This window comes from Paracidovorax sp. (assembly GCF_057642795.1).
Genome location: NZ_JBXYZY010000001.1, coordinates 1 through 25,842 on the forward strand (window position 1 = coordinate 1; position 25,842 = coordinate 25,842).

General features: G+C 69.0%; 23 protein-coding genes and 1 tRNA gene. 10 read left to right on the forward strand and 14 right to left on the reverse strand.

The genetic code is table 11. The features are described from left to right. The first annotated feature begins 51 nt into the window (after window positions 1–51). Entirely contained in the window at window positions 52–681 is a 630-nt protein-coding gene (locus AC3A84_RS00005) for a hypothetical protein (protein WP_487967723.1), read from the forward strand. A gap of 80 nt (window positions 682–761) precedes the next feature. Beyond that, entirely contained in the window at window positions 762–2,021 is a 1,260-nt protein-coding gene (locus AC3A84_RS00010) for a restriction endonuclease subunit S (RefSeq protein WP_487967724.1), read from the forward strand. Between the two features lie 21 nt (window positions 2,022–2,042). Here AC3A84_RS00010 and AC3A84_RS00015 read toward each other — a convergent pair whose 3' ends face one another. From AC3A84_RS00015 to AC3A84_RS00065, 11 genes are all read right to left on the reverse strand, one after another. Beyond that, window positions 2,043–2,327: a hypothetical protein gene (locus AC3A84_RS00015; protein ID WP_487967725.1), complete on the reverse strand. Its 285-nt coding sequence runs from the start codon at window positions 2,325–2,327 to the stop codon at window positions 2,043–2,045. 570 nt (window positions 2,328–2,897) lie between these two features. Continuing rightward, window positions 2,898–4,667: a hypothetical protein gene (locus tag AC3A84_RS00020; protein WP_487967726.1), complete on the reverse strand. Its 1,770-nt coding sequence runs from the start codon at window positions 4,665–4,667 to the stop codon at window positions 2,898–2,900. Window positions 4,668–4,740: 73 nt separating this feature from the next. Further along, window positions 4,741–4,828: transfer RNA gene (locus tag AC3A84_RS00025), tRNA-Ser, on the reverse strand. 61 nt (window positions 4,829–4,889) lie between these two features. After that, window positions 4,890–5,582 (reverse strand): urease accessory protein UreG, encoded by a 693-nt coding sequence (ureG, locus tag AC3A84_RS00030; protein WP_487967727.1) that lies wholly within the window; start codon window positions 5,580–5,582, stop codon window positions 4,890–4,892. Between the two features lie 13 nt (window positions 5,583–5,595). Beyond that, the gene (locus AC3A84_RS00035) at window positions 5,596–6,375 is read right to left on the reverse strand and encodes an urease accessory protein UreF (protein ID WP_487967728.1); all 780 of its coding nucleotides are present in this window, start codon (window positions 6,373–6,375) and stop codon (window positions 5,596–5,598) included. Continuing rightward, window positions 6,317–6,886: an urease accessory protein UreE gene (gene ureE, locus AC3A84_RS00040; protein ID WP_487967729.1), complete on the reverse strand. Its 570-nt coding sequence runs from the start codon at window positions 6,884–6,886 to the stop codon at window positions 6,317–6,319. Before ureE ends, AC3A84_RS00035 begins: the two co-directional genes overlap by 59 nt. A gap of 76 nt (window positions 6,887–6,962) precedes the next feature. Then, window positions 6,963–7,466 (reverse strand): GNAT family N-acetyltransferase, encoded by a 504-nt coding sequence (locus AC3A84_RS00045; RefSeq protein ID WP_487967730.1) that lies wholly within the window; start codon window positions 7,464–7,466, stop codon window positions 6,963–6,965. Window positions 7,467–7,475: 9 nt separating this feature from the next. Then, complete coding sequence (gene ureC / locus AC3A84_RS00050; RefSeq protein ID WP_487967731.1) at window positions 7,476–9,194, reverse strand: urease subunit alpha; 1,719 nt, start codon at window positions 9,192–9,194, stop codon at window positions 7,476–7,478. Window positions 9,195–9,258: 64 nt separating this feature from the next. Further along, on the reverse strand, window positions 9,259–9,582 hold the full coding sequence (locus AC3A84_RS00055) for an urease subunit beta (RefSeq protein ID WP_487967732.1): 324 nt from the start codon (window positions 9,580–9,582) through the stop codon (window positions 9,259–9,261). Window positions 9,583–9,624: 42 nt separating this feature from the next. Next, window positions 9,625–10,242: a HupE/UreJ family protein gene (locus AC3A84_RS00060; RefSeq protein WP_487967733.1), complete on the reverse strand. Its 618-nt coding sequence runs from the start codon at window positions 10,240–10,242 to the stop codon at window positions 9,625–9,627. Window positions 10,243–10,297: 55 nt separating this feature from the next. Next, window positions 10,298–10,600, reverse strand: coding sequence for an urease subunit gamma (locus tag AC3A84_RS00065; protein ID WP_092941848.1), 303 nt, complete (start codon window positions 10,598–10,600; stop codon window positions 10,298–10,300). Window positions 10,601–10,817: 217 nt separating this feature from the next. Here AC3A84_RS00065 and AC3A84_RS00070 point away from each other — a divergent pair, with 217 nt between their 5' ends. Continuing rightward, on the forward strand, window positions 10,818–14,438 hold the full coding sequence (locus AC3A84_RS00070; RefSeq protein ID WP_487967734.1) for a hybrid sensor histidine kinase/response regulator: 3,621 nt from the start codon (window positions 10,818–10,820) through the stop codon (window positions 14,436–14,438). Beyond that, window positions 14,435–15,493, forward strand: coding sequence for a response regulator (locus tag AC3A84_RS00075; protein ID WP_487967735.1), 1,059 nt, complete (start codon window positions 14,435–14,437; stop codon window positions 15,491–15,493). Before AC3A84_RS00070 ends, AC3A84_RS00075 begins: the two co-directional genes overlap by 4 nt. A 191-nt stretch (window positions 15,494–15,684) precedes the next feature. Here the strand turns inward: AC3A84_RS00075 and AC3A84_RS00080 are convergent, their stop codons facing one another. The 3 genes from AC3A84_RS00080 to AC3A84_RS00090 form a co-directional block, all read right to left on the reverse strand. Then, window positions 15,685–16,011 (reverse strand): plasmid stabilization protein, encoded by a 327-nt coding sequence (locus tag AC3A84_RS00080; RefSeq protein ID WP_487967736.1) that lies wholly within the window; start codon window positions 16,009–16,011, stop codon window positions 15,685–15,687. A 116-nt stretch (window positions 16,012–16,127) separates the two neighbouring features. Beyond that, window positions 16,128–16,895, reverse strand: a complete 768-nt coding sequence (locus AC3A84_RS00085; RefSeq protein ID WP_487967737.1) for a coniferyl-alcohol dehydrogenase — start codon at window positions 16,893–16,895, stop codon at window positions 16,128–16,130. Between the two features lie 43 nt (window positions 16,896–16,938). Beyond that, window positions 16,939–18,411, reverse strand: coding sequence for a benzaldehyde dehydrogenase (locus AC3A84_RS00090; protein ID WP_487968206.1), 1,473 nt, complete (start codon window positions 18,409–18,411; stop codon window positions 16,939–16,941). 290 nt (window positions 18,412–18,701) lie between these two features. Between AC3A84_RS00090 and AC3A84_RS00095 the strand changes: the two genes are divergently transcribed. The 6 genes from AC3A84_RS00095 (at window position 18,702) to AC3A84_RS00120 (ending at window position 25,769) form a co-directional block, all read left to right on the forward strand. Further along, window positions 18,702–20,522 carry a sigma 54-interacting transcriptional regulator gene (locus AC3A84_RS00095; protein WP_487967738.1) on the forward strand — a complete coding sequence of 607 codons (1,821 nt, stop codon included), beginning with the start codon at window positions 18,702–18,704 and terminating at the stop codon, window positions 20,520–20,522. 174 nt (window positions 20,523–20,696) lie between these two features. Next, window positions 20,697–21,503, forward strand: coding sequence for a crotonase/enoyl-CoA hydratase family protein (locus tag AC3A84_RS00100; protein ID WP_487967739.1), 807 nt, complete (start codon window positions 20,697–20,699; stop codon window positions 21,501–21,503). Further along, entirely contained in the window at window positions 21,503–23,638 is a 2,136-nt protein-coding gene (locus tag AC3A84_RS00105) for an acetate--CoA ligase family protein (RefSeq protein WP_487967740.1), read from the forward strand. Before AC3A84_RS00100 ends, AC3A84_RS00105 begins: the two co-directional genes overlap by 1 nt. Window positions 23,639–23,673: 35 nt before the next feature. After that, complete coding sequence (locus AC3A84_RS00110; RefSeq protein WP_487968207.1) at window positions 23,674–24,570, forward strand: amidohydrolase family protein; 897 nt, start codon at window positions 23,674–23,676, stop codon at window positions 24,568–24,570. A gap of 13 nt (window positions 24,571–24,583) precedes the next feature. Then, on the forward strand, window positions 24,584–25,099 hold the full coding sequence (locus AC3A84_RS00115; RefSeq protein ID WP_487967741.1) for a nuclear transport factor 2 family protein: 516 nt from the start codon (window positions 24,584–24,586) through the stop codon (window positions 25,097–25,099). 169 nt (window positions 25,100–25,268) lie between these two features. Beyond that, window positions 25,269–25,769: a MarR family winged helix-turn-helix transcriptional regulator gene (locus tag AC3A84_RS00120; protein ID WP_487967742.1), complete on the forward strand. Its 501-nt coding sequence runs from the start codon at window positions 25,269–25,271 to the stop codon at window positions 25,767–25,769. Window positions 25,770–25,842 lie beyond the last annotated feature (73 nt).

Here is a 25,842-nt window from a genome sequence, read left to right on the forward strand (position 1 = left end):
CTCTGTTTACTCATGGCACCTCCAATTGGGCCTCAGGTTTGAGGCTCAGAGGTGTCTAGAAAACCCGGGGCGATTCAGGCAGCGGCATGGAAGGCCGCGTGGGAACAAGCTAAGAAGGAGCTTGATCCCACGTTTGACGCCCAGCGCAATGACCTGCACGCGGCCTATGCTCACCGCATCGTTTCGTGCGATGACCCGACATCGGCGGCGCTGCTGAATCAGTTGGCTGGGCTGGGTGTAATTCGTGCCTTGCCCAAGTGGACGCAGGGTAAGGCCCCCGCGTACCCGTTGGGCGTTGGGCCGACACAGCAGGCCAAGCCCTTGTGGGTGGGTACGGCCGCAGGGAAGGACAAGGCCTCACTCAAGCGCGACGTACAGACTGCATTGGCTGTGGTTTCCAAAGCAGGCGATGACCTGCTGTCTGAGCTGAAAGGCAAGTACCGAGATGTGGATGCTGCCCACACTGCCGCACTCTGGGCGCGGTTGCGCCAGCTGTTCGATTACCCGGTGTTCGTGGCGGCACCCAAGGCGGTCGGCATCACCTCCACAGGTGAGACGGGCGAGGGCGTTACCAATGACTTGACGAGCACGTTGGAGCAGTTTCGCCAGTTTAAACACTGGCTGGGCAAGGGCGCTCCCGAGGAAGCGCAGCCAAATTTTCCGGAACCCTCCACTGCGTAATCCGGCGGTGGAGGGAAATCGAGCGTTGGATTGAGACCGAGGCGGCACAGGCCCGCACAAGCGGATTCCCGCTGGTACCGTTGCGCGAGCTGCTGACCGAGCGCAAGGAACCCGTGCGAGTCACGGGTGGGCTGGATGATTGGCAGCCCATCACCATCAAATTCTCAGGCGAGGTGCTTCCCCGCGACCGCGTGGAAGCCTTCAAGGGTGCCATGTTCGCGGCCTACCCCGGCGACGTAGTGTTCTCCAAGATTGACGCCCGCAACGGCGCGGTCGGGCTCATCCCGGCGACCATGCCCAAGGTGGTGTTGACGCCTGAATATCCGGTGATGGTGCCGGACCTGACGAAACTGCGGCCTGCTTTCCTGCATTACCTGCTGCGTGCCGAGCACTTCCGTCATGATCTGCGACGCCAGGCATCAGGCACTAGCGGGCGCAAGCGCGTCACGCCCGAGGCGTTTCTGAGCTTGACGGTACCCGTGCCGACGCTCGAAGAGCAGGATGCCTTAGTGACGGCCTATGAGGCTGCGCTGACCCAGGCGGCAAGCAAAGAGGCCGACGCAATGCGTATCTCGCAAGATTGCCAGCGTGCTTTCGAAGAGGCGCTTGGGGTGGCACCGCCGCCACCGCTGCCCGACCGCCCAGCCTTCATAGCCCGCTTCAAGGACGTGGAGCGGTGGAGCCATGAAGGGGTTTTGCGAGCCATCGCCCAGCCCGAGCATGCAAAGGCAAAGTGGCCTCTCTTGACCCTCGGCGACTTGGTTGATGACCTTGAGAACGGTTGGAGCCCTCAGTGTCTTGACCATCGCGCTGCGCCCGAGCGCTGGGGCGTTTTGAAGGTGGGCGCTGTATCGTTCGGATACTTCAATGAACAGGAGAACAAGGAGCTACCCGCAAAGCTTACGCCGCGACCGCGCTACGAGGTCAAAGTGGGCGACGTCATCATCAGCCGCGCCAACGTGACGCGGTACGTCGGTGCGTGCGGGTACGTCGAGGCTACACGGCCCAGGCTGATGCTGTGCGACAAACTCTTCCGCGTGGTGTTCAAGGAGGACGGACGACTTGACGGTCGATACTTGGCTGCCGTAATGAAGTTGCCGACAGTTAGGGAGCAAATTGAGACCCGTCTGACGGGCACTTCCCCCACGATGAAGAACATATCAAAGCCGGCCTTGCTCGGCTTGCAGTTCCCAGTACCCGACATTGTCACGCAGCGCGAGCTGATGGATTCGATGGGCGAGAAGGTGAAGGCCTCAAAGACTGTTGCCTTGGAGGCCAGTGAGTTGCGTCGTGCGGCGTGGACAGCATTCGAGGCGGCCCTGTTCGACCCGGGTGGCTGAATCCGCCGAGAGGCTGCGGCGTCACACGTCCAGGTGCGGCCAGTCCTCTTGCAATTCGGTCAGGAGCTGTTGGGCACGGCGCCAGCCTTGCGTGTACTTGCAGTCGTGCCGCACCTCGTCTGAGGTGCTGAAGTCGTGGATGTGGTGCTCTAGGGCGCTGACCAGCAGGCCATTGACTGAGGCTAGTTCGCGGGCCAGTGCCTCTATGACCAGTTCGCAGCTGCGCGCGCTCTGCGGCGGAATGGTGGCGATGCAGCCCTCGGGCGTGAAGCCCTCGCGCGGCGTGTTGGAGTCGTTAGGAATCATCTAGGTCCTCAATGTTTGGTTCGGATTTCGTGAAGGACCCTTTTTTATTTCCTCAGGGGCCAGCCCCTCGCGGCGGGCAATGGTTCAGTCCGCGCGAGATCGCGCGGACCCTTCAGCCAGTCCCTCCCCACCTTCCTGGCGTGCAGGCGGGGTAGTGCCCCGGCCTGGCCTGCGGCCATTGCCCTTTTCTTCCCCCGGTTTCGCCAACGGGCAGAGGTGCCATCACGGACCCCCAGCCCTAAAGGAGAAGACTGATGGAAGCCAACAACCCGTGCGCCGCCGACTATTTGCACCAGTTTCAAACGGGCCGCTAATGTCCAATGACACTCACGCACTGCTGGGGTTCATGGCCCTTGTCGCCGGTATCGTCGGCTTGAACGTGTGGGACTACTGGCGAGCGTACGGCAGCTTGCCTACCTTTGACGAGTACAGCGAGCAGCACCCAGGGTTGGTCAAGGATGGCCTTTGCCGCTGTCACAAGTGCGGCGGCGGGCGCTTGTTTCTTCACTCGTTCGACTCCTACCGACGCCGGCATGTCTGCGCGACTTGCGGTACGGTACTCTTTCGGTCTTAGAGGCTGTCAGTGCGCGGTCCGCCCATCCATGCTTCGAATGGTGGCGGTAGCGTCACGCCGTCGAAGCTGAGGGTCTTCACGTACTCCAGCAGCAGAGCCGGGCCGTGGCCTTTGCCGTAGGCGGACTCGCTGCCCTCCGTTTCGATGAGTCCAACATCTTGGTCACGTACGCGCTTGCGGCCGGTGTAGGTTTGCGCCATGCCTGCGGGCCACTGTTGACCGGGCTTCTGCGCATCGCGGATGCGGTCCTCAAGCTGGTGGCGGAAGCTGTGATTGCCGAAGCCCCGCCCGAACTCTAGTTCGTCGCGCACATACCGCAGGAAGGCTTGTTCGTATGCGCGGCCGAGGATTGGGTTCTTGCCACCTGGCGTCGGGAGACTTGACGGGAACAGCATCGCGTGCTCGCCATCGGCCTGTCTGCGTTGCCGGACGAACTCGATGAAGCCCAATGCGCACAGCGTGGGATGCAAGGGGACCACCCGCTCGGTCGCCTCGTTTTTGACGCTGCGCGCCGCGCCTGCGGCGAGCAGGTCGGCCTGTTCGCCTTCCAGCTCTGCACGAAAGTGCACTACTGGCACGGCGGCAGCGGTGCCGATGTCAGAGGCGACGAGCTGGAGCACTTCGCGGACCCGGTTGCCGTGGAACAGGCAAACCAGCGGCACCCAATAACGGGCTGCCAGGTCACGTCCCATTTTGCCGCGCCAACGGTTGGCGCCTGCCCGGTACCAATCCGATGTGAACAGGGTAGTGAGCTGAGCGTCGGTGAAGGGGTGGCGCGGCTTCATGCGCGCCCGCTCCTCTTGCACGGTCAGCATAGGCATGACTTCCATGCTATCGACCGGGTTCGCTCCCTCAAGCAAGGCCCGCGTACGCGCCAGGCCGAATACCTCGCGCAGCGTGCGCTTGACCAGCCCATGCGCGTGCTTCATGGACCAGGGCTTGTCTTCCGCACGCATGCGAGCCTCAAGGAACTCGTACAGGTCGGCGCCCTTGACCGATGAGAGCGGCACATCGCCCATGTGGGCGATCAGGCGCGACCAGATGCCGACCGACGTGCCGAGGTGCTTGACTCCAGCGGTTTGCCGCTTGTACTCGCGATACGGCTCACTCATGGCGCTGAGTAGTGCCGCCCCCTTTGTGTCCGGCTTTGATGGCGTGGCGACAGCCTCGCCTTCAGTGCGACGAAGCAAGCGGCCTGCACCGTCGCGTTCGACCTCGGCAAATGCTCGGACGAGTTGCGGATATAGCGTGTCCGTCCGCTCGACCGGGCATTCAATCTGAGTGCACCAGTGGTCGATAGCTTCGAGCACATTGCTCCATTCGGGTGATGCCTTGCCACGCTGCACCACCGACCGCATCGACTGGTCAGTGACTTGGCAGAGATGTGCCAGTGCCGCACCCTCGGCCTCGTTGTAGCCCTCACCCTCAAAGCGGGCCTTGTCGTCAAGCCGCATCCAGTGGTAAAGGCGCCGCGCACAGATGTGGTCGATGAGCTCCGACGTCAGGATGCGCGGGCCGATGGCTGGCCCTTTGGCCTTTGCAAGCAGTTGATCCCATTCCGCCCGCTTGTCGGCGATAAGCCGGGCGCCTACAACTTTTGCCCGCCGAAGGTCGGATGTTCTTGTGGACTTGCGGAACTCGCGTACCCCTGGCATGCCTTTTAGCGGGGTCGGAGGAACAAGCCGAACGTACCAGTTCAGTGTGCGGCCGTTGTCGGGCCGGTAAAAGTTTTCGGGCACTTCGCGTTGATTTCTTGTGGCACACATGCTTGGCACACCTTCCGATTACAAGTCCTTGATTTTCAAGGACTTGTCGGCAAATCAACAACTTAATAAAGGCTGGCGGAGACTGTGAGATTCGAACTCACGGACGGTTGCCCGTCGGCAGTTTTCAAGACTGCTGGTTTAAACCGCTCACCCAAGTCTCCGGATGCTGCAGCAAGGTCGGCATTCTAGCCGCGCTGACCCGCGTGCGCGGTGCTGGGCCGCTCAGCCGGCATTCAACATACCTTTGTGTTCGATGAACTGGATCACGTCTTCCAGGCCTTGCAGGGTCTTGAGGTTGGTCATCACGAACGGCTTGAGGCCCTGCGCCGTGGTTCGCATGCGGCGGGTGTCGGCCTCCATCACTTCCAGGTTGGCGCCCACGTGGGGTGCCAGGTCGGTCTTGTTGATGACGAAGAGGTCGCTCTTGGTGATGCCGGGGCCGCCCTTGCGCGGGATCTTTTCGCCAGCGGCCACGTCGATCACGTAGATGGTGAGGTCGCTCAGCTCGGGGCTGAAGGTGGCGGCCAGGTTGTCGCCGCCGCTTTCGACGAAGACGATGTCGGCGTCGGGGTAGTGGGCCAGCATGCGGTCGATGGCCTCCAGGTTGATGGAGCAGTCTTCGCGAATGGCGGTGTGCGGGCAGCCGCCGGTTTCCACGCCCATGATGCGCTCGGCGGGCAGCGCGCCGCTGACGGTCAGCAGGCGCTGGTCTTCCTTGGTGTAGATGTCGTTGGTGATGGCGACCAGGTCGTATTTGTCGCGCATGGCCTTGCAGAGCATCTCCAGGATGGTGGTCTTGCCGGAGCCGACCGGGCCGCCGATGCCCACGCGCAACGGGGGCAGGGTCTTGGTGCGGTTCGGGATGTGGTGCAGCGGCGTGGCGTGTGCGGAGGCGGTGTGTGGCTTGTCGGTCATGGGAATGCAGTCCTCAGGATCTGAATAGGCGCGAGTACTGGGTTTCGTGCTGCGCCGAAAGAATGGCGAGCATGGGGGAAAAGGCCTGCCGCTCGGCGTCGCCCGTCTGCAAGGCCTCGGCCACCGCATGGGGGATGGCGGCGGCGAGCCGCGACAGGATGCGCTGGCCCGCGCTCTGGCCCAGCGGCACGGCCTTGATGGCGGCCTGCACCATGTTCTCGGCCCAGCCGAAGGTATAGGCCAGCAGCACGTCGCGCGCGCCGGCCTGCGTGGCGGCGGCCGCGAGCGCGAAGGCGATGGGGTAGGTGGGTGGCAGGGCGGCGAGCAGGGCCACGTCGCGCAGCCGGTCGGCGTCGCCCGCATGCTGGTTGCGCAGCCAGTCGCCGAAGGAGCGGCCCATCTGCTCGGTCTGCAGGCGCATTTCGCTGCTCTCGCGGGTCTGCAACACCCAGTCGTTCAAGGCGCGCACGCGGGCGTGGTCGCCGTCGCGCCAGGCGGCGAGCGCCTGCTGCAGCACGGCCATGTCGCCGCGTGCCTGGGTGAGCTGCAGCTGCGCGGCCAGCCAGTCGGCGGCGGCGGCTTCGGTGGTGACGCCTGCGCGGTCCACCGCCACTTCCAGCCCTTCGGAATATGAAAAGCCGCCCACCGGGAGTGCGGGCGAGGCGAGCCAGATCAGCTGCAGCAGGCTGGCGGGCGGCAGGGCGGATTCGGGCGGGGGGGCCGTCACGGTGAGGTCAGTGGCCGTGGTGGTGGTGTTCGTGGCCGCACTCGCTGTGGTCGTGAGCGTGGGCATGGTCGCCGTGCTTGTGCCCATGCCCGTGTGCGTGGTCATGCCCATGGTGGTGGCCGCCGCCGCCATAGGCGCCGTTCTCCGGCTCGAACGGGGCCTGCTCCGCAGTGACGATCAGGTGCATGGCGCGCAGCATGTCGGCCAGCACGTGGTCGGGCTCGATCTGCAGATAGGTGGGCGCGAGCTCGATGGGCACATGCCGGTTGCCCAGGTGGTACGCGGCGCGGAGGAGGTCGAAGGACGAGCCGTGCTGCGTGCAGTGGGTGATGCGCAGCACGGACTGCGGGGCTGCGATCACGCGGACCATGCTGCCGTCTTCGGCCACGAGCACGTCGCCGCCGCGCACCACGGTGCCGCGCGGCAGGAACACGCCCAGTTCGCGCCCGGTGGAATCCGTGGCGGCGAAGCGGCTTTTCTGGCGCACGTCCCAGTCGAGCTCGACGGTGGCGGCGCGCTTGAGCAGGACGGGGGCGAGGCCGTGGCCCTGGGGAAGGAGTTTGTTGGTGGTCAGCATGTCGTCGTGGAATTCATGGGGGCGGCAAGCCGCCATTGTCCGGCGTCCGCGCGTGGCGGGGCCTTGGAGCACGTTGCTAGAGAAGGCGCGTCATGAAGTGGCTGGCGGGGTCCGGGCCGTAGCTGCCGAACGGCGCGCAGTCTTCGAAGCCGTGGCGTGCGTAGAGCGCCCGCGCCGGCGCGAAGAAGGGCTGGCTGCCGGTCTCCAGGCTGACGCGCGCGTGCCCTGCGGCACGTGCTTCAGCCAGGGCGTGGGCCAGCATGCGGGCGGCGATACCCTGTCCGCGCAGGTCGGCGGCCGTGCGCATCGACTTGAGTTCCGCATGGCCGGCATCCAGCCGCTTGAGCGCCACCGTGCCGGCCAGGCGGTCGCCTCCGTCCGGCTGGTCCAGCCACGCGCTCCAGAAGCGGATCTCCGGGCGGCGCAGGCCGTCCAGGTCGAGCGCGTGCACGCTCTCGGGCGGGGAGATGCGGTGCATGTCCGCCAGGTGCTCCTGCAGGAAGGCGGCGATGTGCGGATCGGCCAGGTCGTCCCGGCGGATGCGCAAGGCGGCCGGCGCAGCGTGGGGGCGTGGCTCCATCGCGCCGGTTCAGAACAGGAAATAGCGCTGCGCCATGGGCAGCACCGTGGCGGGCTCACAGGTCAGCAGTTGGCCGTCGGCGCGCACGGTGTAGGTCTGCGCATCGACTTCCATGCGCGGCGTGTAGCCGTTGTGGACCATGTGCTGCTTGCGCACGCCGCGGATGTTCTTCACGGCCGACAGCGGCTTGGCGAGGCCGAAGCGTTCGCCGATGCCGTTCGCCAGCCCGGCCTGCGAGACGAAGGTGAGCGAGCTGCGCGCCAGCGCCCCGCCGAAGGCGCCGAACATGGGCCGGTAGTGCACCGGCTGGGGCGTGGGGATCGAGGCGTTGGGGTCGCCCATCGCGGCCATGGCGATCATGCCGCCCTTGAGGATCATCGAGGGCTTGACGCCGAAGAAGGCCGGCTTCCAGAGCACGAGGTCGGCCCACTTGCCGACTTCGATGCTGCCCACCTCGTGGCTCATGCCGTGGGCGATGGCGGGGTTGATCGTGTACTTGGCCACGTAGCGCTTGATGCGCGTGTTGTCGTTGCGCTCGCCATCGCCGGGCAGGGCGCCGCGCTGGGCCTTCATCTTGTGGGCGGTCTGCCAGGTGCGCAGGATGACTTCGCCCACGCGGCCCATGGCCTGGCTGTCGCTGCTCATCATGCTGATGGCGCCCAGGTCGTGCAGCACGTCTTCGGCGGCGATGGTCTCGCGGCGGATGCGGCTTTCGGCGAAGGCCAGGTCTTCGGCGATGGCCGCGTCGAGGTGGTGGCACACCATGAGCATGTCCACATGCTCGTCCAGCGTGTTCACCGTGTAGGGCATGGTGGGGTTGGTGGAGGAGGGCAGGAAGTTGTCCTCGCCCACCACGCGCAGGATGTCGGGCGCATGGCCGCCGCCCGCGCCTTCGGTGTGGAAGGCGCAGATGCCCCGCCCGCCCACGGCGGCGATGGTGTTCTCGACGAAGCCGCTTTCGTTGAGCGTGTCGGAGTGGATGGCGACCTGCGTGTCGGTCTCGTCGGCCACGTCCAGGCAGTTGCTGATGGCCGCGGGCGTGCTGCCCCAGTCCTCGTGCAGCTTCAGGCCGATCACGCCGGCGTCGATCTGCTCGCGCAGCGCCGCCGGCTGGCTGGCGTTGCCCTTGCCCAGGAAGCCGATGTTCATCGGGAAGGCGTCGGCCGCCTGCAGCATGCGTTCGATGTTCCAGGGGCCGGAGGTGCAGGTCGTGGCCAGCGTGCCGGTGGCGGGCCCCGTGCCGCCGCCCAGCATGGTGGTGATGCCCGAGGCCAGGGCCTCTTCGATCTGCTGCGGGCAGATGAAGTGGATGTGGCTGTCGATGCCGCCGGCCGTGACGATCAGGCCCTCGCAGCTGATGATCTCGGTGCCCGGGCCGATGATGAGGTCCACGCCCGGCTGCGTGTCGGGGTTGCCGGCCTTGCCGATGGCGGCGACGCGGCCGTCCTTCAGGCCGATGTCGGCCTTGACGATGCCCCAGTGGTCGATGATGAGCGCGTTGGTCAGCACCGTGTCCAGCGCGCCTTCGGTGCGGGTGCGCTGGCTCTGCGCCATGCCGTCGCGGATGGTCTTGCCGCCGCCGAACTTCACCTCTTCGCCATAGGCGCCGGCGCGCAGGGTGTAGTCCTGCTCCACTTCGGCGATGAGGCCGGTGTCGGCCAGGCGCACGCGGTCGCCCACGGTGGGGCCGAACATCTCTGCGTAGGCGCGTTTGGAAAGGGTAGCCATGGGGTTTCTCCGGCGCTCGGGCGGGGCCTGGGTGTTCTCGTTCTGATTGCGGTGGGGCGTGGGCTCAGCCCGAGGCCGCTGTATCCAGCGGGCCCCGGGTCAGCCCGCGGAAGCCGTGCACCACGCGGCTGCCCGCGTAGTCCACCAGTTCGACGGTGCGCTGCTGGCCGGGCTCGAAGCGCACGGCCATGCCGCTGCCGATGTTCAGGCGCATGCCGTGCGCGGCAGCGCGGTCGAACTCCAGCGCGCCGTTGGTCTCGGCGAAGTGGTAGTGCGAGCCGACCTGAATGGGCCGGTCCGACGCATTGCGTACCACCAGGCTCAGCGTGCGCCGGCCGGTATTGAGGGCGTGTTCGCCCTCGTCGATGAGGAGTTCACCTGGGATCATGGCGGGGCCTGTCGTAGGGGTGAGGGGCTGGCGTGGCGTGACTCAGGCCAGCTGGGCCAGCAGCGACACGCCCAGCAGCGCGGTGGCGCCGCCGCCTGCCACGGCCATCCAGCGGTGGCGCGCCATCACCACGCGGCCCAGAACCACGCCCGTGGCATGCAGCGCGGCCGTGGCGATGACCATGCCGGCCAGCGCCTGCCACTGGCTGCCGCCCGCCAGCTCGGCCCCGTGCGCCGCGCCGTGGAAGAACGCGAACACGCCCGCCACGCCGGCGGCAACGGCCAGCGGCAGATGGCGGCGCCAGGCCACCAGCAGGCCCAGCACGAGCAGGGAGGTGGCGATCATGGGTTCCACCGCCGGCACCACCACGCCCGCGAAGCCGGTGGCGGCGCCTGCCGTCAGCAGGGTCACGAAGGCGGCGGGGGCCAGCCAGACGGGGCGCACGGCCAGCGCGCTCCACACGCCCACGGCCAGCATGGCGGCCAGGTGGTCCAGCCCGGAGAAGGGGTGAAGCAGACCATCCATGAAGCGGGCGCTGGCATGTTGAAACCCGTCGGCGCCGTGGCCGGGGTGGGCCAGCGCCAGCGCAGGCAGCATCAGCAGCGCACCCAGGGCGAGTGCCGTGCGGGAGGCGATGGAGAGTCGTGCTTCTTTTTTCATAGCGGTATGCCTAGGTGGGATCGGCGCTGGAGTGGTGTAGGGCCGTCGCGGCGGTTCAGACGATGGGCTGGTGTACGGTGACGAGCTTGGTGCCATCGGGGAAGGTGGCCTCGACCTGGATGTCCGGAATCATCTCGGGCACGCCCTCCATCACGTCGTCACGGGTGAGCACGGCGCGCCCCTCGCTCATCAGCTGGGCCACGGTCTTGCCGTCGCGCGCGCCTTCCATCACGGCGGCGCTGATGAGGGCCATGGCTTCGGGGTAGTTCAGCTTGAGCCCGCGGGCGCGGCGCCGCTCGGCCAGCAGGGCGGCGGTGAAGATGAGGAGCTTGTCTTTTTCGCGGGGGGTCAGTTCCATGGGGAGTCCGTCGGTCGCCTCAAGCGGGACGGGCATCGTAAAGCAGGAATCCTGCCAATTGCCCGCGTGTGCCGCGCTGCCATCCGGACGTCGTGCCATGCCCCGGGCGGGGCGCGGCGGAGGGGCGCCGGCAGGGAGCGCCCCACGCCGGGCGAGGCGGAGAGCGATGACCGCGCCGAGTTCCTGCGCGTCCGTGCGACGCCAGCGGGTGGCATGAATGCTGCACCTGCGGGGCGTGAGTTCCGCCCCCGTTCCCGCTCGCCTGGTCACTGCGCATGACGACGCCACGCCCGCAGAAGGCGAGGCGCCGCAGCGCATCGTGAAGGTGCGCCGCGACTACAACAGCTGGGTGGGCAGCGAGACGCTGGAGGACTACGCGCTGCGCTTCACGCCGCAGCGCTTCCGCAAGTGGTCCGCCTGGCGGGTCGCCAACACGGCCTTCGGCGCGGCCTCGTTCCTGATCCTGGAAGCCGTGGGCGCCACGCTGCTGGTGCAGTACGGCTTCGCCAATGCCTTCTGGGCCATCCTGGCGACGGGGCTCATCATCTTCCTGGCGGGCATGCCCATCAGTGTTTATGCGGCGCGCTACGGCGTGGACATGGACCTGCTCACGCGCGGCGCGGGTTTCGGGTACATCGGCTCGACCCTCACCTCGCTCATCTACGCGAGTTTTACCTTCGTCTTCTTCGCGCTGGAGGCCGCCGTGATGGCCTATGCGCTGGAACTGGCGCTGGACATTCCCCCAGCCTGGGGCTATCTGCTCTGCGCGCTCGTGGTGATTCCGCTGGTCACCCACGGCGTGTCGGCCATCAGCCGGCTGCAGGTGTGGACACAGCCTATCTGGCTGCTGATGCTGCTCGTGCCCTTCGGCTTCGTGCTCGCGCGCGATCCTGGTGCATTTGCGGGCATTGCGCACTATTCCGGCGATCTTGGCGGCTCGGCCACCTTCGATTTGCACCTTTTTGGCGCGGCACTCACCGTGGGCATCGCCCTCATCACCCAGATGGGGGAGCAGGCCGACTATCTCCGCTTCATGCCGGCGCGCACGCCCGCCACCCGCTGGCGCTGGTGGGCGGGCGTTCTGGCCGGAGGGCCGGGCTGGGTGGTGCTGGGCGTGTTCAAGATGCTGGGGGGCGCGCTGCTGGCCTATCTGGCGATCGGCCTGAGCGTGCCGCCCGAGCGGGCGGTGGACCCGAACCAGATGTACCTGGCGGCCTACGGCTACGTGTTCTCGGACTACCGCTGGGCGGTGGCGGCCACGGCGCTCTTCGTGGTGGTCTCGCAGATCAAGATCAACGTGACCAATGCCTATGCGGGATCGCTCGCGTGGAGCAACTTCTTCTCGCGCCTCACGCACAGCCACCCGGGGCGCGTGGTGTGGGTGGTGTTCAACACGCTCATCGCCTTCATGCTGATGGAGATGAACGTGTTCACCGCGCTGGGGCAGGTGCTGGGGCTGTATTCCAACATCGCCATCGCCTGGATGATGGCGGTGGTGGCCGACCTGGTGGTGAACAAGCCGCTGGGCCTGTCGCCGCCGGGCATCGAGTTCAAGCGCGCCCATCTCTACGACATCAACCCGGTGGGCGTGGGCGCGATGGCGCTGGCCTCGCTGCTCTCGGTGGTGGCGCACCTGGGCCTTTTCGGGCCGGGCGCGCAGGCGTTCTCGGCGGTGATCGCGATGGTGACCGCCTTCGTCGCGGCGCCGGCCATCGCCTGGGCGACCGGCGGGCGCTACTACCTCGCGCGGACCGGGCTGGATGTGCAGGCCTGCGGCCAGGGGGGCTGCGAAGGCTGCTGCAGCGGCGGCGGTGGATCGGGCGTGGGGGCCGCCACGGCCGCACTGCCCGCCATGTTGCGCTGCGTGGTCTGCGAGCGCGAATACGAGGCGCCGGACATGGCCCACTGCCCCGCCTACCGGGGCCACATCTGCTCGCTGTGCTGCACGCTGGATGCGCGCTGCGGCGACATGTGCAAGCCCCACGCGCACCTGGCCGTGCAGTGGGCCGGCGCGCTGCGCTGGCTGCTGCCGCGCAGCGCCTGGCGGCTGCTCGATTCGGGGCTGGGCCACTTCCTGCTGCTGATGCTGGTCATCGCACCGCTGCTGGCGGCGGTGTTCGGCCTCTTCTACCACCAGGAGACGCAGGCCCTGGGCGTGCGCGCCGCGAGTGCTGCAGCGCTGCGCTCGGGCCTGCTCAAGGCCTATCTGGCGCTGCTGGTCATCTCGGGCATCGTCGCCTGGTGGCTGGTGCTGGCGCACAAGAGCCGCAAGGTGGCGCAGGAGGAATCGAACCGCCAGACCCACCTGCTGCAGCGCGAGATCACTTTGCACCGGCAGACCGACCAGGCTCTGCAGGAAGCCCGCCGTACGGCCGAGCAGGCCCGCGGCGTGGCCGAGGAAGCGCGCGAGGAGGCCGAGGACGCCCGGCGCCTGGCCGACCAGGCCAACCAGGCCAAGAGCCGCTACATCAGCGCCATCAGCCACGAGCTGCGCACGCCGCTCAACAGCATCCTGGGCTATGCGCAGCTGATGGGCGAAGACCCGTCCGTGCCGCCTCACCGCCGGCAGGCCGTGGGGGTGATCCGGCGCGGAGGCGAGCATCTGCTCACGCTCATCGAAGGCACGCTGGACATCGCCCGCATCGAAAGCGGCAAGCTCACGCTGCAGGTGCGGCCCATGCGCTTTGCCGACTGCGTGCACGAGATGGTCGAGATGTTCGAGCCCCAGGCCCGCGCCAAGGGCCTCGCATTCCGCTTCGACCCGCAGGGCGTGCTGCCCGAGGTGGTGCGCGGCGACGACAAGCGCGTGCGGCAGATCCTCATCAACCTGATCGGCAACCCCATCAAGTTCACGCCCGCCGGCCATGTGCGGCTGGGTGTGCGGCATGCGCGCGAACTGGCCCTGATCGAGATCGAGGACAGCGGCCCGGGTCTCACCGATGCCGAGCGCGCCAGCATCTTCGAGCCCTTCGAGCGCGGCGCGGCCAGCAGCCAGGGCGCGGCGCCCGGCGCGGGCCTGGGGCTGACCATCGCCAAGATGCTGACCGAGCTGATGGGGGGCGAGATGACGGTGGCCAGCAGCCCCGGCGCGGGTGCGCTGTTCCGCATCCGGCTCTTCCTGCCCGAAGTCCATCCCGGCGCCCTGGGCGCGTCCGAGCTGCGCGCCGCCGGCCCGCGCCCCCTGCGGCGCGGCTATGCAGGCCCGCGCCGGCGCCTGCTGGTGGTGGACAACGAAGAGCCCGACCGCGAGCTGCTGGTGCAGTTGCTCGCTCCCCTGGGCTTCGAGCTGCGCACTGCCGCGAGCGGCCACGACGCGCTCGACCTGCTGGCCGCCGGCTACCGGCCCGATGCGGTCTTCATGGACCTGGCCATGCCCGGCATCGACGGCTGGGAGACCATCCGCCGCCTGCGCGCCACCGGCCACACCGCCACGCAGGTGGCCGTGGTGTCGGCCAACGCCTTCGACAAGGGGCTGGAGAACGACGCGGGCATCAAGCCCGAGGACTTCCTCGTCAAGCCGGTGCGCCACAGCGAACTGCTGGACTGGCTGGAGCGCCGTTTGTCGCTGCAGTGGCTGCAGGAGGCGCCCCTGGCACCCGCGCAGGTGCTGCCACAGTCCCCCGCCCCAGCGCCTATTCCGCCCGATGCGGTGCGCCTCGCCCCGTTGGCCGAGGCCTTGGAGCTGGGCTACTACCGGGGCGTGATGGCGCAGCTGGCCGAAATCGAGGCCGCGCAGCCCGAATGCGCCGACTGGGTGGCCCAGGCGCGCGCGCTGGCGCGGCAGTTCCAGTTCGAGGCGCTGGCCCGCCTCCTGCATCCCTCTTCCCCAGCCCGATGACCGCCGTCTCATTGCCTCCCGAACCCGTGCCGGCCCCGCGCGCCGCGCCCCTGATGGACCGCGACAGCGCCGATGTGGTGCTGATCGTGGACGACGTGCCCGACAACCTCGCCGTGCTGCACGACGCGCTGGACGAATCGGGCTACACCGTGCTGGTCGCCACCAGCGGTGAGACCGCGCTGGCCCGCGCTGCCCAGGCCATGCCCGACGTGGTGCTGCTCGACGCCATGATGCCCGGCATGGACGGGTTCGAGGTCGCCCGGCGCCTGAAGGCTGCGCCCGGCACCGCGCACATCCCCATCATCTTCATGACCGGGCTCACCGAGACCGAGCACCTGGAGGCCGCACTCGCCGCCGGCGGTGTGGACTACGTCACCAAGCCCATCAAGCCGCGGGAGGTGCTGGCGCGCATGAACGTCCATCTGCAGGGCGCGCGCCGCGCCCGGCAGGACATGCGCCAGGCCGGCCAGGCACGCAATGCGCTGGACGCGTTCGGCTACGCCAGCATCACCGTGCGCGCGAGTGATGGGCGGCTGATGTGGCAGACCGGTCTGGCGCGCACGCTGCTGCGCGAATACTTCCCGCCGCCCGACGATGCCGCGCCCGATGCGGCCGCGGCCACGCCCCAGCCGGTGGCCGACTGGCTGCGCGGGGTGCTGCCGCAGGTGCCGGCTTTCGCCGCCCAGCAGATCGAGCCGCCGCGTCTGGTGGTCGAGCGCGGCGCGCGGCGCCTGTCGTTCAGCCTGCACCAGCAGACCGGCGACAGCGAGGGCGGCGGCGACTGGCTGATCGTGATGCGCGAGGTGTCCGACGCTGCTGTGATCGAAGCCCTGGCGCTGGGCTTCAAGCTCACCGCCCGCGAGGCCGAGGTGCTCTACTGGTTGCTCAAGGGCAAGACCAACCGCGACATCGGCGACATCCTCGGATCGAGCCCGGCCACGGTGAAGAAGCACCTGGAGCGCGTCTATGTGAAGCTGGGAGTCGAGACGCGCACGGCAGCGGCAGGCATCGCCATGGCGCGCATACGGCAGACGCATCCGCAGTTCGAGGGGTGAGCAAAGGGTAAGGCGCGCGCCCGCGGCATCCGGGGCGGGATGCTCGCGGCGGTGCAGGGCTCTGCCATGGGCGCTGTCGCTGCCCATGTGGGCTGCACGCTCTGCTTCCCGTTGGAAGGCGTGACAGCCCGCTGTGCCGGTGGTTGGTGGGCAATGCGCTACAAAAAGTATAGCTAATGCGCGGCGCGCCGTCAGCGCGCCAGTGCGTCCTGCAGCTGGGCCTTGTTCATCTTCGAGCGGCCTGCGATGCCCTTGCGGCGGGCCTCTTCGTAGAGCTGCTCGCGTGTGCGCCCCTGCGCGCCGGTGTGCGAACGGCGTCCGCCGCGCACGGGCGCCGGCGTGTCGTGCAGGGTCTTGGGGTTCGCGGTCTTTGATTCGCCGTGCTGCGCGCGTTCCTTGTTCACGGTGCGCGCTGCGATCTCCTCGGCCGTTCTGGTGCTGCGGCCGCGTTGCTGCAGGCTTTCCTTGATGTGCTCGTACTGGCGTTCGCGCTTGGCGCTCCAGGCGGTGGTGGGCATGGCGGACCTTTCGGGGGAGTGGAAGTCGTGGCTCTCCTGATCAGACCCCGGTGCCCGGCCCCGCCGGTGTCGGCAGCGGGCAGGGCGGTGCGTAGGACGCCGCAGGGCGCGGCCGGTCAGAGATAGCTGGCCGCGAAGCCGCCATCCACCGGCAGGTTCACGCCGTTGATCCAGCGCGCGTCATCGCTGCAGAGAAAGGCCAGCGCCGGCGCCACTTCGTCGGCGAAGGCCGGGCGCTTGATACGGGTGGCGTCGGCATCGACGCGCTCCTGTCCCAGCTGGGTCACGAAGTCACCCAGGATGGGCGTGAACACCGGCCCGGGCGCCACGCAGTTCATGCGCACGTCGCGTTCGCGAAAGAGGCTCTGCGCGCGCAGCAGGGTCCAGACGATCAGCGCCTCCTTGAAGTACTCGTAGCAGCCCTTCTGCGCTACCGGGTGCGCGTTCAGCCACGCCTGCCCGCCCTCGAAGCCCTGCGCCTGCGCCAGCGCCTTGTGCTGCGCCAGCCGCTCGGGATAGAAGTGGCCCAGGATGGACGAGACCTGCACGATGCTGCCGCCAGCCGGCATGCGCTCTACCACCCGCTCCGTCAGGTGGCGCTGGCCCAGGTAGTTGACGCGCTCCAGCAGCTGCACGGGCGCCGTGCCCGGCACGCCCGCCACGTTGCACAGGCCGTCGATGCGCTCGGGCAGCTGCTGCACGGCGGCGTCGATGGCGGCGGGCTCCGATAGGTCTGCCTGGACGAAGCCGTCCAGCGTCAGCTGCGGCGCGTTGCGGTCCACGCCGATGACGCGGGCGCCGCGCTGGCGCATCAGCCGCGCGGTTTCCGCGCCGATGCCTGATGACGCGCCGGTGATGACGATGGTCTTGCCGATGAGGTTCATGGTGTTGTCTCCTGTCGTTGTGGATGGCTCGGAACGGATGGGGTCAGAACGGATACGCGGGCGCGGCCTGCTTGACGGTCAGCCAGCGCCAGGTGGTGAAGGCCTCCCAGTCGGCCGGGCCGCCGTGCACGCTGCCGTTGCCCGCGATGCCGGGGCCGCCGAAGGGGTTGGTGGCGTCGTCGTTCACGGTCTGGTCGTTGACGTGGACCATGCCGGCACGCAGCCGCTGCGCCAGGGCCATGCCCCGCTCCAGCGAGCGGGTGATGACGGCTGCGGCCAGCCCGCCGCGGTGGGCGTTGGCGAGCTCGGCCGCCTCGTCGTCATTGCGGAAGGTGTTGAGGTTCAGCACCGGGCCGAAGACTTCTTCGTCGTGCACGCGCATGCCGGCGCGGGTGCCGGTGAGCACCGTGGGGCGGTAGAAGAGCCCTTCGTAGGTGCCGCCCGCGAGCAGCTGCGCGCCGGCCTGCACGGCCTCCTGAACGGTCTGGTGGACGCGGTCGCGCTGGCGCGCATCGATCAGCGGCCCCAGCGGGAACCGGCCCGTCGCGCCGTCGCCCACGGGCAGGTGCGTGGCCTTGGCGACCAGGCGTTCGATGAGCGCGGGCGCGATGGATTCATGCACCAGCACCCGGTTGGAGGCCATGCAGATCTGCCCCTGGTGCAGCCAGGCGCCCCAGGCCGCGTTGCTGGCCGCGAGGTCCAGGTCGGCATCGTCCAGGATCACCAGCGAATTCGTGCCGCCCAGCTCCAGCGAGGCCTTCTTCAGATGCCGCGCCGCCAGCTCGCCCACGCGCCGCCCGGCCCCGGCCGAGCCGGTGAAGGAGACCATGCCCACCTCCGGCGCGGTGATGAGCGCCTCGCCCACGTCGGCCCCGCCGGGCAGCACGCCCAGCACGCCCGCCGGCAGGCCGGCCGCTTCGAACAGCTGCGCGATCAGGTGGCCGCCGCTCACGGGCGTGCGCGGGTCGGGCTTGATGAGTACCGCGTTGCCGGTGGAGAGCGCCGGCGCCGCCACCCGCAGCGTGAGGATCAGCGGGAAGTTGAACGGCGAGATCACCGTGACCACGCCGTGCGGCACGCGCTGCGCCAGGCTCAGCCGGCCCGGCGTGCTGGGCAGCACCTGGCCCTGCGCCTGCATCGGCATGGCGGCGGCCTGCAGGCAGAAGGCGATGGCTTCGCGCACCTCGTGCTGGCCCTTGAACAGCGCGCCGCCGGTCTCGCGTGTCACCCACAGCGCCAGTTCGTCGAAATGCTGCTGCAGCAGGGCGGCGGCGCGGTGGAAGACGGCGGCCCGCTCGCGCGGAGCCTGGGCGGCCCAGGCGGGCTGGGCCTGCTGCGCGAGCGTGGCGGCGGGGGCGACGTCTTGCGGGCGCGCCTGGCCGGTGGTGGCCAGCAGCTTTCCGGTGGCCGGCTCCACGATGTCGAGCCGCTCCGGCGCCGGCTGCCAGCCGCCGCAAAAAAGGTGCTGGCTCCAGCGCTCTGGCGAGAGGAACCGGGAGGTGGATGTCATGCGAATGTCTCCTCTGAGGGGCGTGTGATGGTTGCTTTGGCTCGGGGCGCGCGGCCTTCGCTGCCGGCCTTGCATTGCAGTGCCCATGCCAGCGGCGGGTACTGCACTGCAGCATCCGGGCGGCGCGCGGCTTCACGGCCGGCCGACTTCATTGGGGGCCGGACGCGGAACTCAGGGCTTTCCCGGGTATGCCGAACGGCCGCTCGCGCCCGGTCCGTGACAGCATGGTGGCCGGGCGCGAATGGCGCAAATCAGCAAATGAGCCACGGCTCCAGATCGATGGATTTCACGAAAAAATGAAAACCCCGCAGGCGCAAGAACGCATCTCCCTGGCCGAAATGGCGCGCCAGTCCAGCTCCGTGCTGCGGCGCGGCGACAGCGGGCATTTCAGCTGGTCGGCCAGCGCCGCCGCGCCCACGCTGGCCGATCTCACCGAGTCGCTCTGCTTTTCGCCCGGCGACGGCCGCATCTGGCTCGACGACCAGCGCATGCTGCTCATGCACAGCGCGGCGCTCGGGCACCTGCGGCGCGAGCTGATCGACACGCTGGGGCTGGCGAGCGCGCGCGGCCTGCTCACCCGCGCCGGCTACGTGAGCGGCGCGCGCGACGCGCAGCTGGTGCGAGCGCGCTGGCCCGAGGGCGATGCCGCAGCGGTGTTCATGGCCGGCGCGCGGCTGCACGCGCTGGAGGGCATGGTCAAGGTCACGCCCGTGGCCTTTGACTTCGACATCGACCGCGGCGTCTATGCCGGCGAATTCATCTGGGAGCATTCGAGCGAGGACGACGAGCACATCGCGGCCTACGGCATCGGCGCCGATGCGGCCTGCTGGCAGCAGATCGGCTATGCCACGGGCTACGTCACCACGCTGTTCGGCCAGCAGGTGATCTTCCGCGAGGTCGAATGCCGCGCCACCGGCGCCGCAGCCTGCCGCGTGGTGGGCCGGCACGCGGCCGCCTGGGGCGACATCAGCGAAGACCTGCGCTACCTGGAGGCGCACGACTTCCGCGCCCGCGTACGGCCGGGCGCGCCGGCCGTGCCTGCCGCCACGCCCGGGCAGCCGGCGCCGCACGAGGCCGCACCCGGCGGCGCCTCCGCCGACCGCCATGCGGTGGTGGGCGCATCGCCCGCCTTCGTTTCGGCCTGCCACCTGCTCGACCGCGTGGCGCGCACGCAGGCGGAGGTGCTCTTCACCGGCGAATCCGGCGTGGGCAAAGAGGCCTTCGCGCGGCGGCTGCACGGCAGCAGCACGCGCGCGCAGCAGGCTTTCGTGGCCGTCAACTGCGCGGCGATTCCCGAGGCGCTCTGGGAGGCCGAGCTGTTCGGCGTGGATAAGGGTGCCTACACCGGGGCCACGTCGGCGCGGCCCGGCCGCTTCGAGCGCGCGCACGGCGGCACGCTGTTCCTCGACGAGATTGGCACGCTGAGCCTGACGGCGCAGGCCAAGCTGCTGCGCGTGCTGCAGGAGGGCGAGATCGAGCGCGTGGGCGGCACGCGGGTGCTGCACGTCGATGTGCGGCTCGTGGCGGCCACCAACGTCGATCTGCAGGCCGAGGTGCAGGCGGGGCGCTTCCGCGCGGATCTCTTCTACCGGCTCAACGTCTTCCCCATCCACCTGCCGCCGCTGCGCGAGCGGCGCGAGGACATTCCACTGCTGATGAACCACTTCCTGCAGCGCGAAAGCCGCAGGCACGGCCGGCGCGTGGCGGGCTTCAGCGCCCGGGCAGTGCGGGCCCTGCTGCACTACGACTGGCCTGGCAACATCCGCGAGCTGCTCAACTTCATCGAGCGCGGCGTCATCAGCGCGGAGGAGGGCGGCGCGATCGACGTCCACCACATGTTCCGGGGCGAGGCGCGCGCGGCGCTGCCGGTGCTGGGTCTATCGGATCGCGGCGGGCTGGTGGATACGGGCGAAGGCGAAGGCGGCGGCGCGCTGGGCGTGGGCAACCTGCTGGCCCACCTGCGCGATGCGCTCGCCGCGCCCTCGCTGAACCTGCCGCAGCTGGAAGCGCGGCTGCTCCAGGAGGCGGTGCAGGCGTGTGACGGCAACCTCTCGGCCGCTGCCCGGCTGCTGGGCCTGAGCCGCGCCCAACTGGCGTACCGCCTGGAACGCGGTTAGCAGCGCCGCGATCCATCGGCCCCGCAGGGGTGCCCCCTTGGCATGCGCCCGTCCATAGGGTTTGCCCCGAGTTCCGGCCGGGGGCATTCGGCTACGATGAAAAAACGTTATCCAAGCTAATCATTTGTTTGTGATGCTGGATTCCATGTTTCAGCCCGAGCCCCGATGCACGCCATGTCCCAAGAACCGAACGCCTACCGACACGTCCGCGTGAGCCACCACGGTGCCGTGACCTGCGTGACCCTGAACCGGCCGCACAAGCGCAATGCGCTCAGTCTGCAGGTGATCGCCGAGCTGCGCCGTGCCTTCGATCACCTGCCTGCCGAAACCGGCGCGGTCGTGCTGGACGGCGCGGGCGAGCATTTCTGCGCCGGGCTCGACCTGAGCGAGCTGGCCGAGACCTCGCCGGCCGAGGGCCTGATGCACTCGCGCGTCTGGTACGAGGCGTTCGAGCGCATCCAGTTCGGCCGCTGCCCCGTGGTGTGCGTGATGCATGGCGCGGTGATCGGCGGCGGGCTGGAGCTGGCCTCGGTGGCGCATGTGCGCGTGGCCGAACAGGGCGCCTACTTCGGCCTGCCCGAAGGCCAGCGCGGCATCTTCCTGGGCGGCGGCGGGTCGGTGCGGGTGTCCAAGCTGATCGGCGCCTCGCGCGTGGCCGAGATGATGCTCACCGGCCACGTCTATACCGCCGACGAGGGCTTGGCGGTGGGCCTGGCGCACCACGTCGTGGCCGCGGGCGAAGGGCTCCGCAAGGGCATGGAGCTGGCCGCCCGCATCGCCACCAATGCGCCGCTTTCCAACTTCGCCATCATGCATGCGCTGCCGCTGATCGCCGAGCAGCCCATGTCGCACGGCCTCATGACCGAAGGCCTGATGGCCACCATCACCCAGTCCGACGCCGAAGCCAAGGCCCGCATGCAGGCCTTCCTGCAAAAGCGCGCCGGCAAGGTCACCCCCCAAGCAAACGAAGGAGTCCAATGATGGACGCGCAAGTGACGTTGACGAACGATCTCCAACCCCTGGTGGCGCCGCGTTCGGTGGCCATCGTGGGCCTGTCCACCAAGCCCGGCTCGGCCGGCCTGGTGGTGCTGCAGAACCTGCTGACGGCAGGCTTCGACGGCGACCTGCACCTGGTGGGGCGCAGCGGCGGCGAGGTGGAAGGCCGCACCGTCAAGACCACGGTGGCCGAGCTGCCCGAGGGCGTGGACCTGGCCATCCTGCTGCTGCCGTCCGACGTGGTGCTCGACACCGTCAAGGCCTGCGTGGCGCGCGGCGTGCGCGCGGCCGTGTGCTTCGCATCCGGCTTCGCCGAGATGGGCGACGAGGGTCGTGCCAAGCAGCAGGAGATCGCCGACACCGCTCGCGCTGGCGGCATGCGCCTGCTCGGCCCCAACACCATCGGCTTCTTCAACAACGTCGATGGCTTCCACGTCTCCATGGTCAAGCTCACGCTGCCACCCCGCCTGCGTCCTGAAGACGGCCCGGCCGTGGCGGTGATCGCGCAAAGCGGCGGCATCGGCGTGCACGTGTCGGCCGCGCTGCAGTCGCGCGGCGTGCCGGTTTCCTATGTGCTGGCCACCGGCAACGAGGCGCAGATCGGCGTGGCCGAGGTGCTGCGCTTCCTGGCGCGCGACCCGGCCACCGCCACGGCGGTGATCTATGCCGAGCAGATCCGCTCCGTGCCCGAAGTGCTGCAGGCCCTGGCCGACATGCGTGCCGCGGGCAAGCGCGTGGTGCTGCTGCACCCCGGTCGCAGCGAACTCGCGCAGCAGGCCACCAGCTCGCACACCGGGGCCCTGGCCGGCAACCATGCGGCCATGCGCCTGGCGGTGGAACGCGCCGGCGTGCTGGTGGTGGACAGCCTGGAAGAAGCCATCGACCTGGGCGAGCTGATGCTGCGCTTTCCCGTGCCGCCCGTGGGCGGGCTGGGCCTCATCACCGCCTCCGGTGCGCTCTGCGGCATCGCGCTCGACTACCTGGAGCCGCTGGAGCTGGGCATGCCGCCCATGTCCGCCGCGCAGGCCGAATCGCTGCGCGAGCAGCTGCCCGTCTATACGCCGCCGCGCAACCCGCTGGACCTGGGCACGCTGGTCGATCCCCGCCCCGATTTGATTGGCCTGGGTGTGATCGCCCAGCAGGAAGACCCGGCCATCGGCAGCCTGCTGGTGTCGCTGCCCATGCCTTCGCCGCAGTTGGCGCCGGTGTGGCTCGACTCCTTCCTGCAGGGCATGAAGGGGCGCAGCAAGCCCGCCATCTTCGTGATGCAGAACGAAGGCGTGCCGCTGCCTGCCGCCGTGCAGGAAATGGCCGTGCGCTCCGGCACCGTGCTGATGCGTTCGCCCGAACGCGCCCTGCGCGCGCTGGCGCGCTTCGCCCGCCATGGCCGGCTGCAGGCCGAATGGCAGGCCAAGGCAGCGGCCGCCGCCGCGCCTGCGCTCGCCGGCCTGCCCGCGCTGCCTTCGGGCACGCTGCCCGAATGGCAGGGCAAGGAACTGCTGCGCGCGGCGGGCCTGGCCACGCCGGCCGGCGCGCTGGCCGGCACGCCCGACGAGGCCGTGGCCGTGGCGGCGCGCATCGGCTACCCGGTGGTGCTCAAGGCCCAGGCGGGGCGCCTGGCCCACAAGACCGAGGCCGGCGGCGTCCTGCTAAATATCCGGGACGAGGCCGCGCTGCGCGCCGGCTGGCAGCAGCTGCATGACAACATCCGCCGCCACGACGCCAGCCTGGTGCTGGACGGCGTGCTGGTCGAGGCCATGGGCGAGCGCGGCGTGGAGCTGGTGATCGGCGCCGTGCGCGATCCACAGTGGGGCCCGGTCGTGATGGTGGGGCTGGGCGGCATCTGGGTGGAGGCGCTGGGGGATGTGCAGCTCATCGCCGCCGACCTGCCGCTGCCGGCCATCGTCTCGCGACTGCGCGCGCTCAAGGGCGCCAAGCTGCTGCAGGGCTTCCGCGGCGCCCCGGCGGCCGATCTGCAGGCCGTGGCGCAGGCCGTGGCCACCGTGGGCGCGCTCATGGTGGCGCGTCCCGACATCACCGAGATCGACATCAACCCGCTGGTGGCCTATGGCGAAGGGCGGGGCGTGCTCGCGCTCGACGCCCTGGTGGTCGTGCGGTGAGCACCGACTTCCTCGATGAGGTGGTCGCGATCGACATGCACACGCATGCGACGCGATCCACCCGCAATCCGCCCGACGAAGTCGCCATTGCCATCGACGCGGCGATGGACGCGTATTTCAAGCAGTCGCTGCCGCGCCCGACCATCGACGAGACGGCGGCCTACTACCGCGAGCGCCGCATGCTCGCGGTGATCTTCCCGGTCGATACCGAGCGCGAGACCGGCCAGGCGCGCATCACCAACGAAGAGGTCGCCGAAGACGCGGCGCGCCACCCCGACGTACTGATCCCCTTCGCCAGCATCGACCCGATGCGCGGCAAGATGGGCGCACGCGAGGTGCGGCGCCTGGTGGCCGAGCACGGCGTGCGCGGCTTCAAGTTCCACCCCTCGGCCCAGGGCTTCTACCCCAACGACCGGGCGGCCTACACGGTCTATGAGGCCATCGCCGAAGCCGGCCTGCCGGCCATCTTTCACAGCGGGCAGACGGGCGTGGGCGCCGGCCTGCCGGGTGGCGGCGGCATCCGCTTGAAGTATTCCGACCCCATGTTCCTTGACGACGTGGCGGTGGACTTTCCGGTGATGCCCATCGTCATCGCCCACCCGTCCTTTCCCTGGCAGGACAACGCGCTCGCCGTGGCCACGCACAAGCCCAATGTGTACATCGACCTCTCGGGCTGGTCGCCGCGCTACTTTCCGCCGCAGCTGGTGCAGTACGCCAACACGCTGCTCAAGCACAAGGTGCTGTTCGGCTCCGATTACCCGGTCATCACGCCGGACCGCTGGCTCAAGGACTTCGAAGCGCTGGACATCCGTCCCGAGGTGCGCCCGCTGATCCTCAAGCGCAACGCCATCCAGCTGCTGGGGCTGGACCGCCACCCGGTGCTGGGCCGCTACCAGCGCCTGAAGCCCCCTGCAGCGTCGGGCTGCTGCTGAGAACCTCGCCGCCATGCAAGACGAGCACCCATCCCCGTCGCTTTCCGCCGACCTGCTGGCGTTGCTGAGCGAGCAGGCCTGCCGCACGCTGGTGCTGCGCTCGGCCGCGCTGTCAGATGCGGGCGATGCGACGGCGCTGGCCGCGCTCTTCACCGAAGATGCCGAACTGGTGCGCCCAGGCGCACCCGCCATCAGAGGCCGCGCGGCGATCGAGCAGTCCTACCGCCAGCGGCCTGCCGGGCGCATCACCGCCCACATGGTGCTGGGCACGGTGTTCGACGGCGCCATCGGCGCCATCGGCGATGGCGGCGATGGCGGCGATGGCGGCGATGGCGGCGATGGCGGCGAAGCCAGCGCCACCAGCCGCGTGCTGGTGTGGACGGCCGACGCGGGCACCGAGCCTGGCCCGCATGGCCGCCCGGCCGAGCCCCGGCAGCGGCTGGGCTTCTTCGCCGACCGCTTCGTGCGCACGGCCGAGGGCTGGCGCATCCGGCAGCGCCGCGCCGGTTTCGAGATGTTCCGCGACTGAAGCGGCGGGCCCTGGCTCCACTGCCGCACTGGCCCATCGCGCCGAAAGCGCACGGGCACGCTCCGCGTGGCGTGTCCGCCGGATAGCGGCTTTTCTCACTCTCGGCTGCCTTCCCGCAGGGCGGCAGGCTTCACGCATCTATGATCGTTATCTCGGATAAGGAGTCTGCATGTATCGAAACACGGAGCCGGAGTCGCCCGCCACGGCCAAGCGCACCCCCGCCAAATCCCGCAGCCGCAAGACAGCCGTGGCCGCCCATGACTTCCAGAGCGATGCGCTGGGCTACAAGCTGCGCCTGGCCCAGGTGCGTGCTTTCGATCTGTTCTTCGAGATGCTGTCGCCGCTGGACATGTCGCCCGCGCGCGTGACGGCGCTCTCGCTCATCGCCATGAACCCCGGCACCAACCAGGCCGCGCTCGCCAAGGAACTGGGTGTGGCCGGCCCCAGCGTGCTCAAGCTGGTGGATGCGCTGGAAGGTGCGGGCTGGATCCGGCGCGTGGAGGTGGAGGGCGACCGCCGCCGCTATTCGCTGGAGATCACCGAAGAAGGCCAGCAGCGACTGGGCACGCTGAGCGAGCGCCTGGAAGAATACGAAGTCCGCATGTCGGCCGGCCTGTCGGCCGAGGAACGCGAGACGCTGATGAGCCTGTTGGACCGCGTGGCGCGCTGAGCGCAGCCGCAGGCCGAAAGACAAAGGGGGCACGGAGGTGCCCCCTTTGTCATTGAGCGAGCGCGATGCCCGC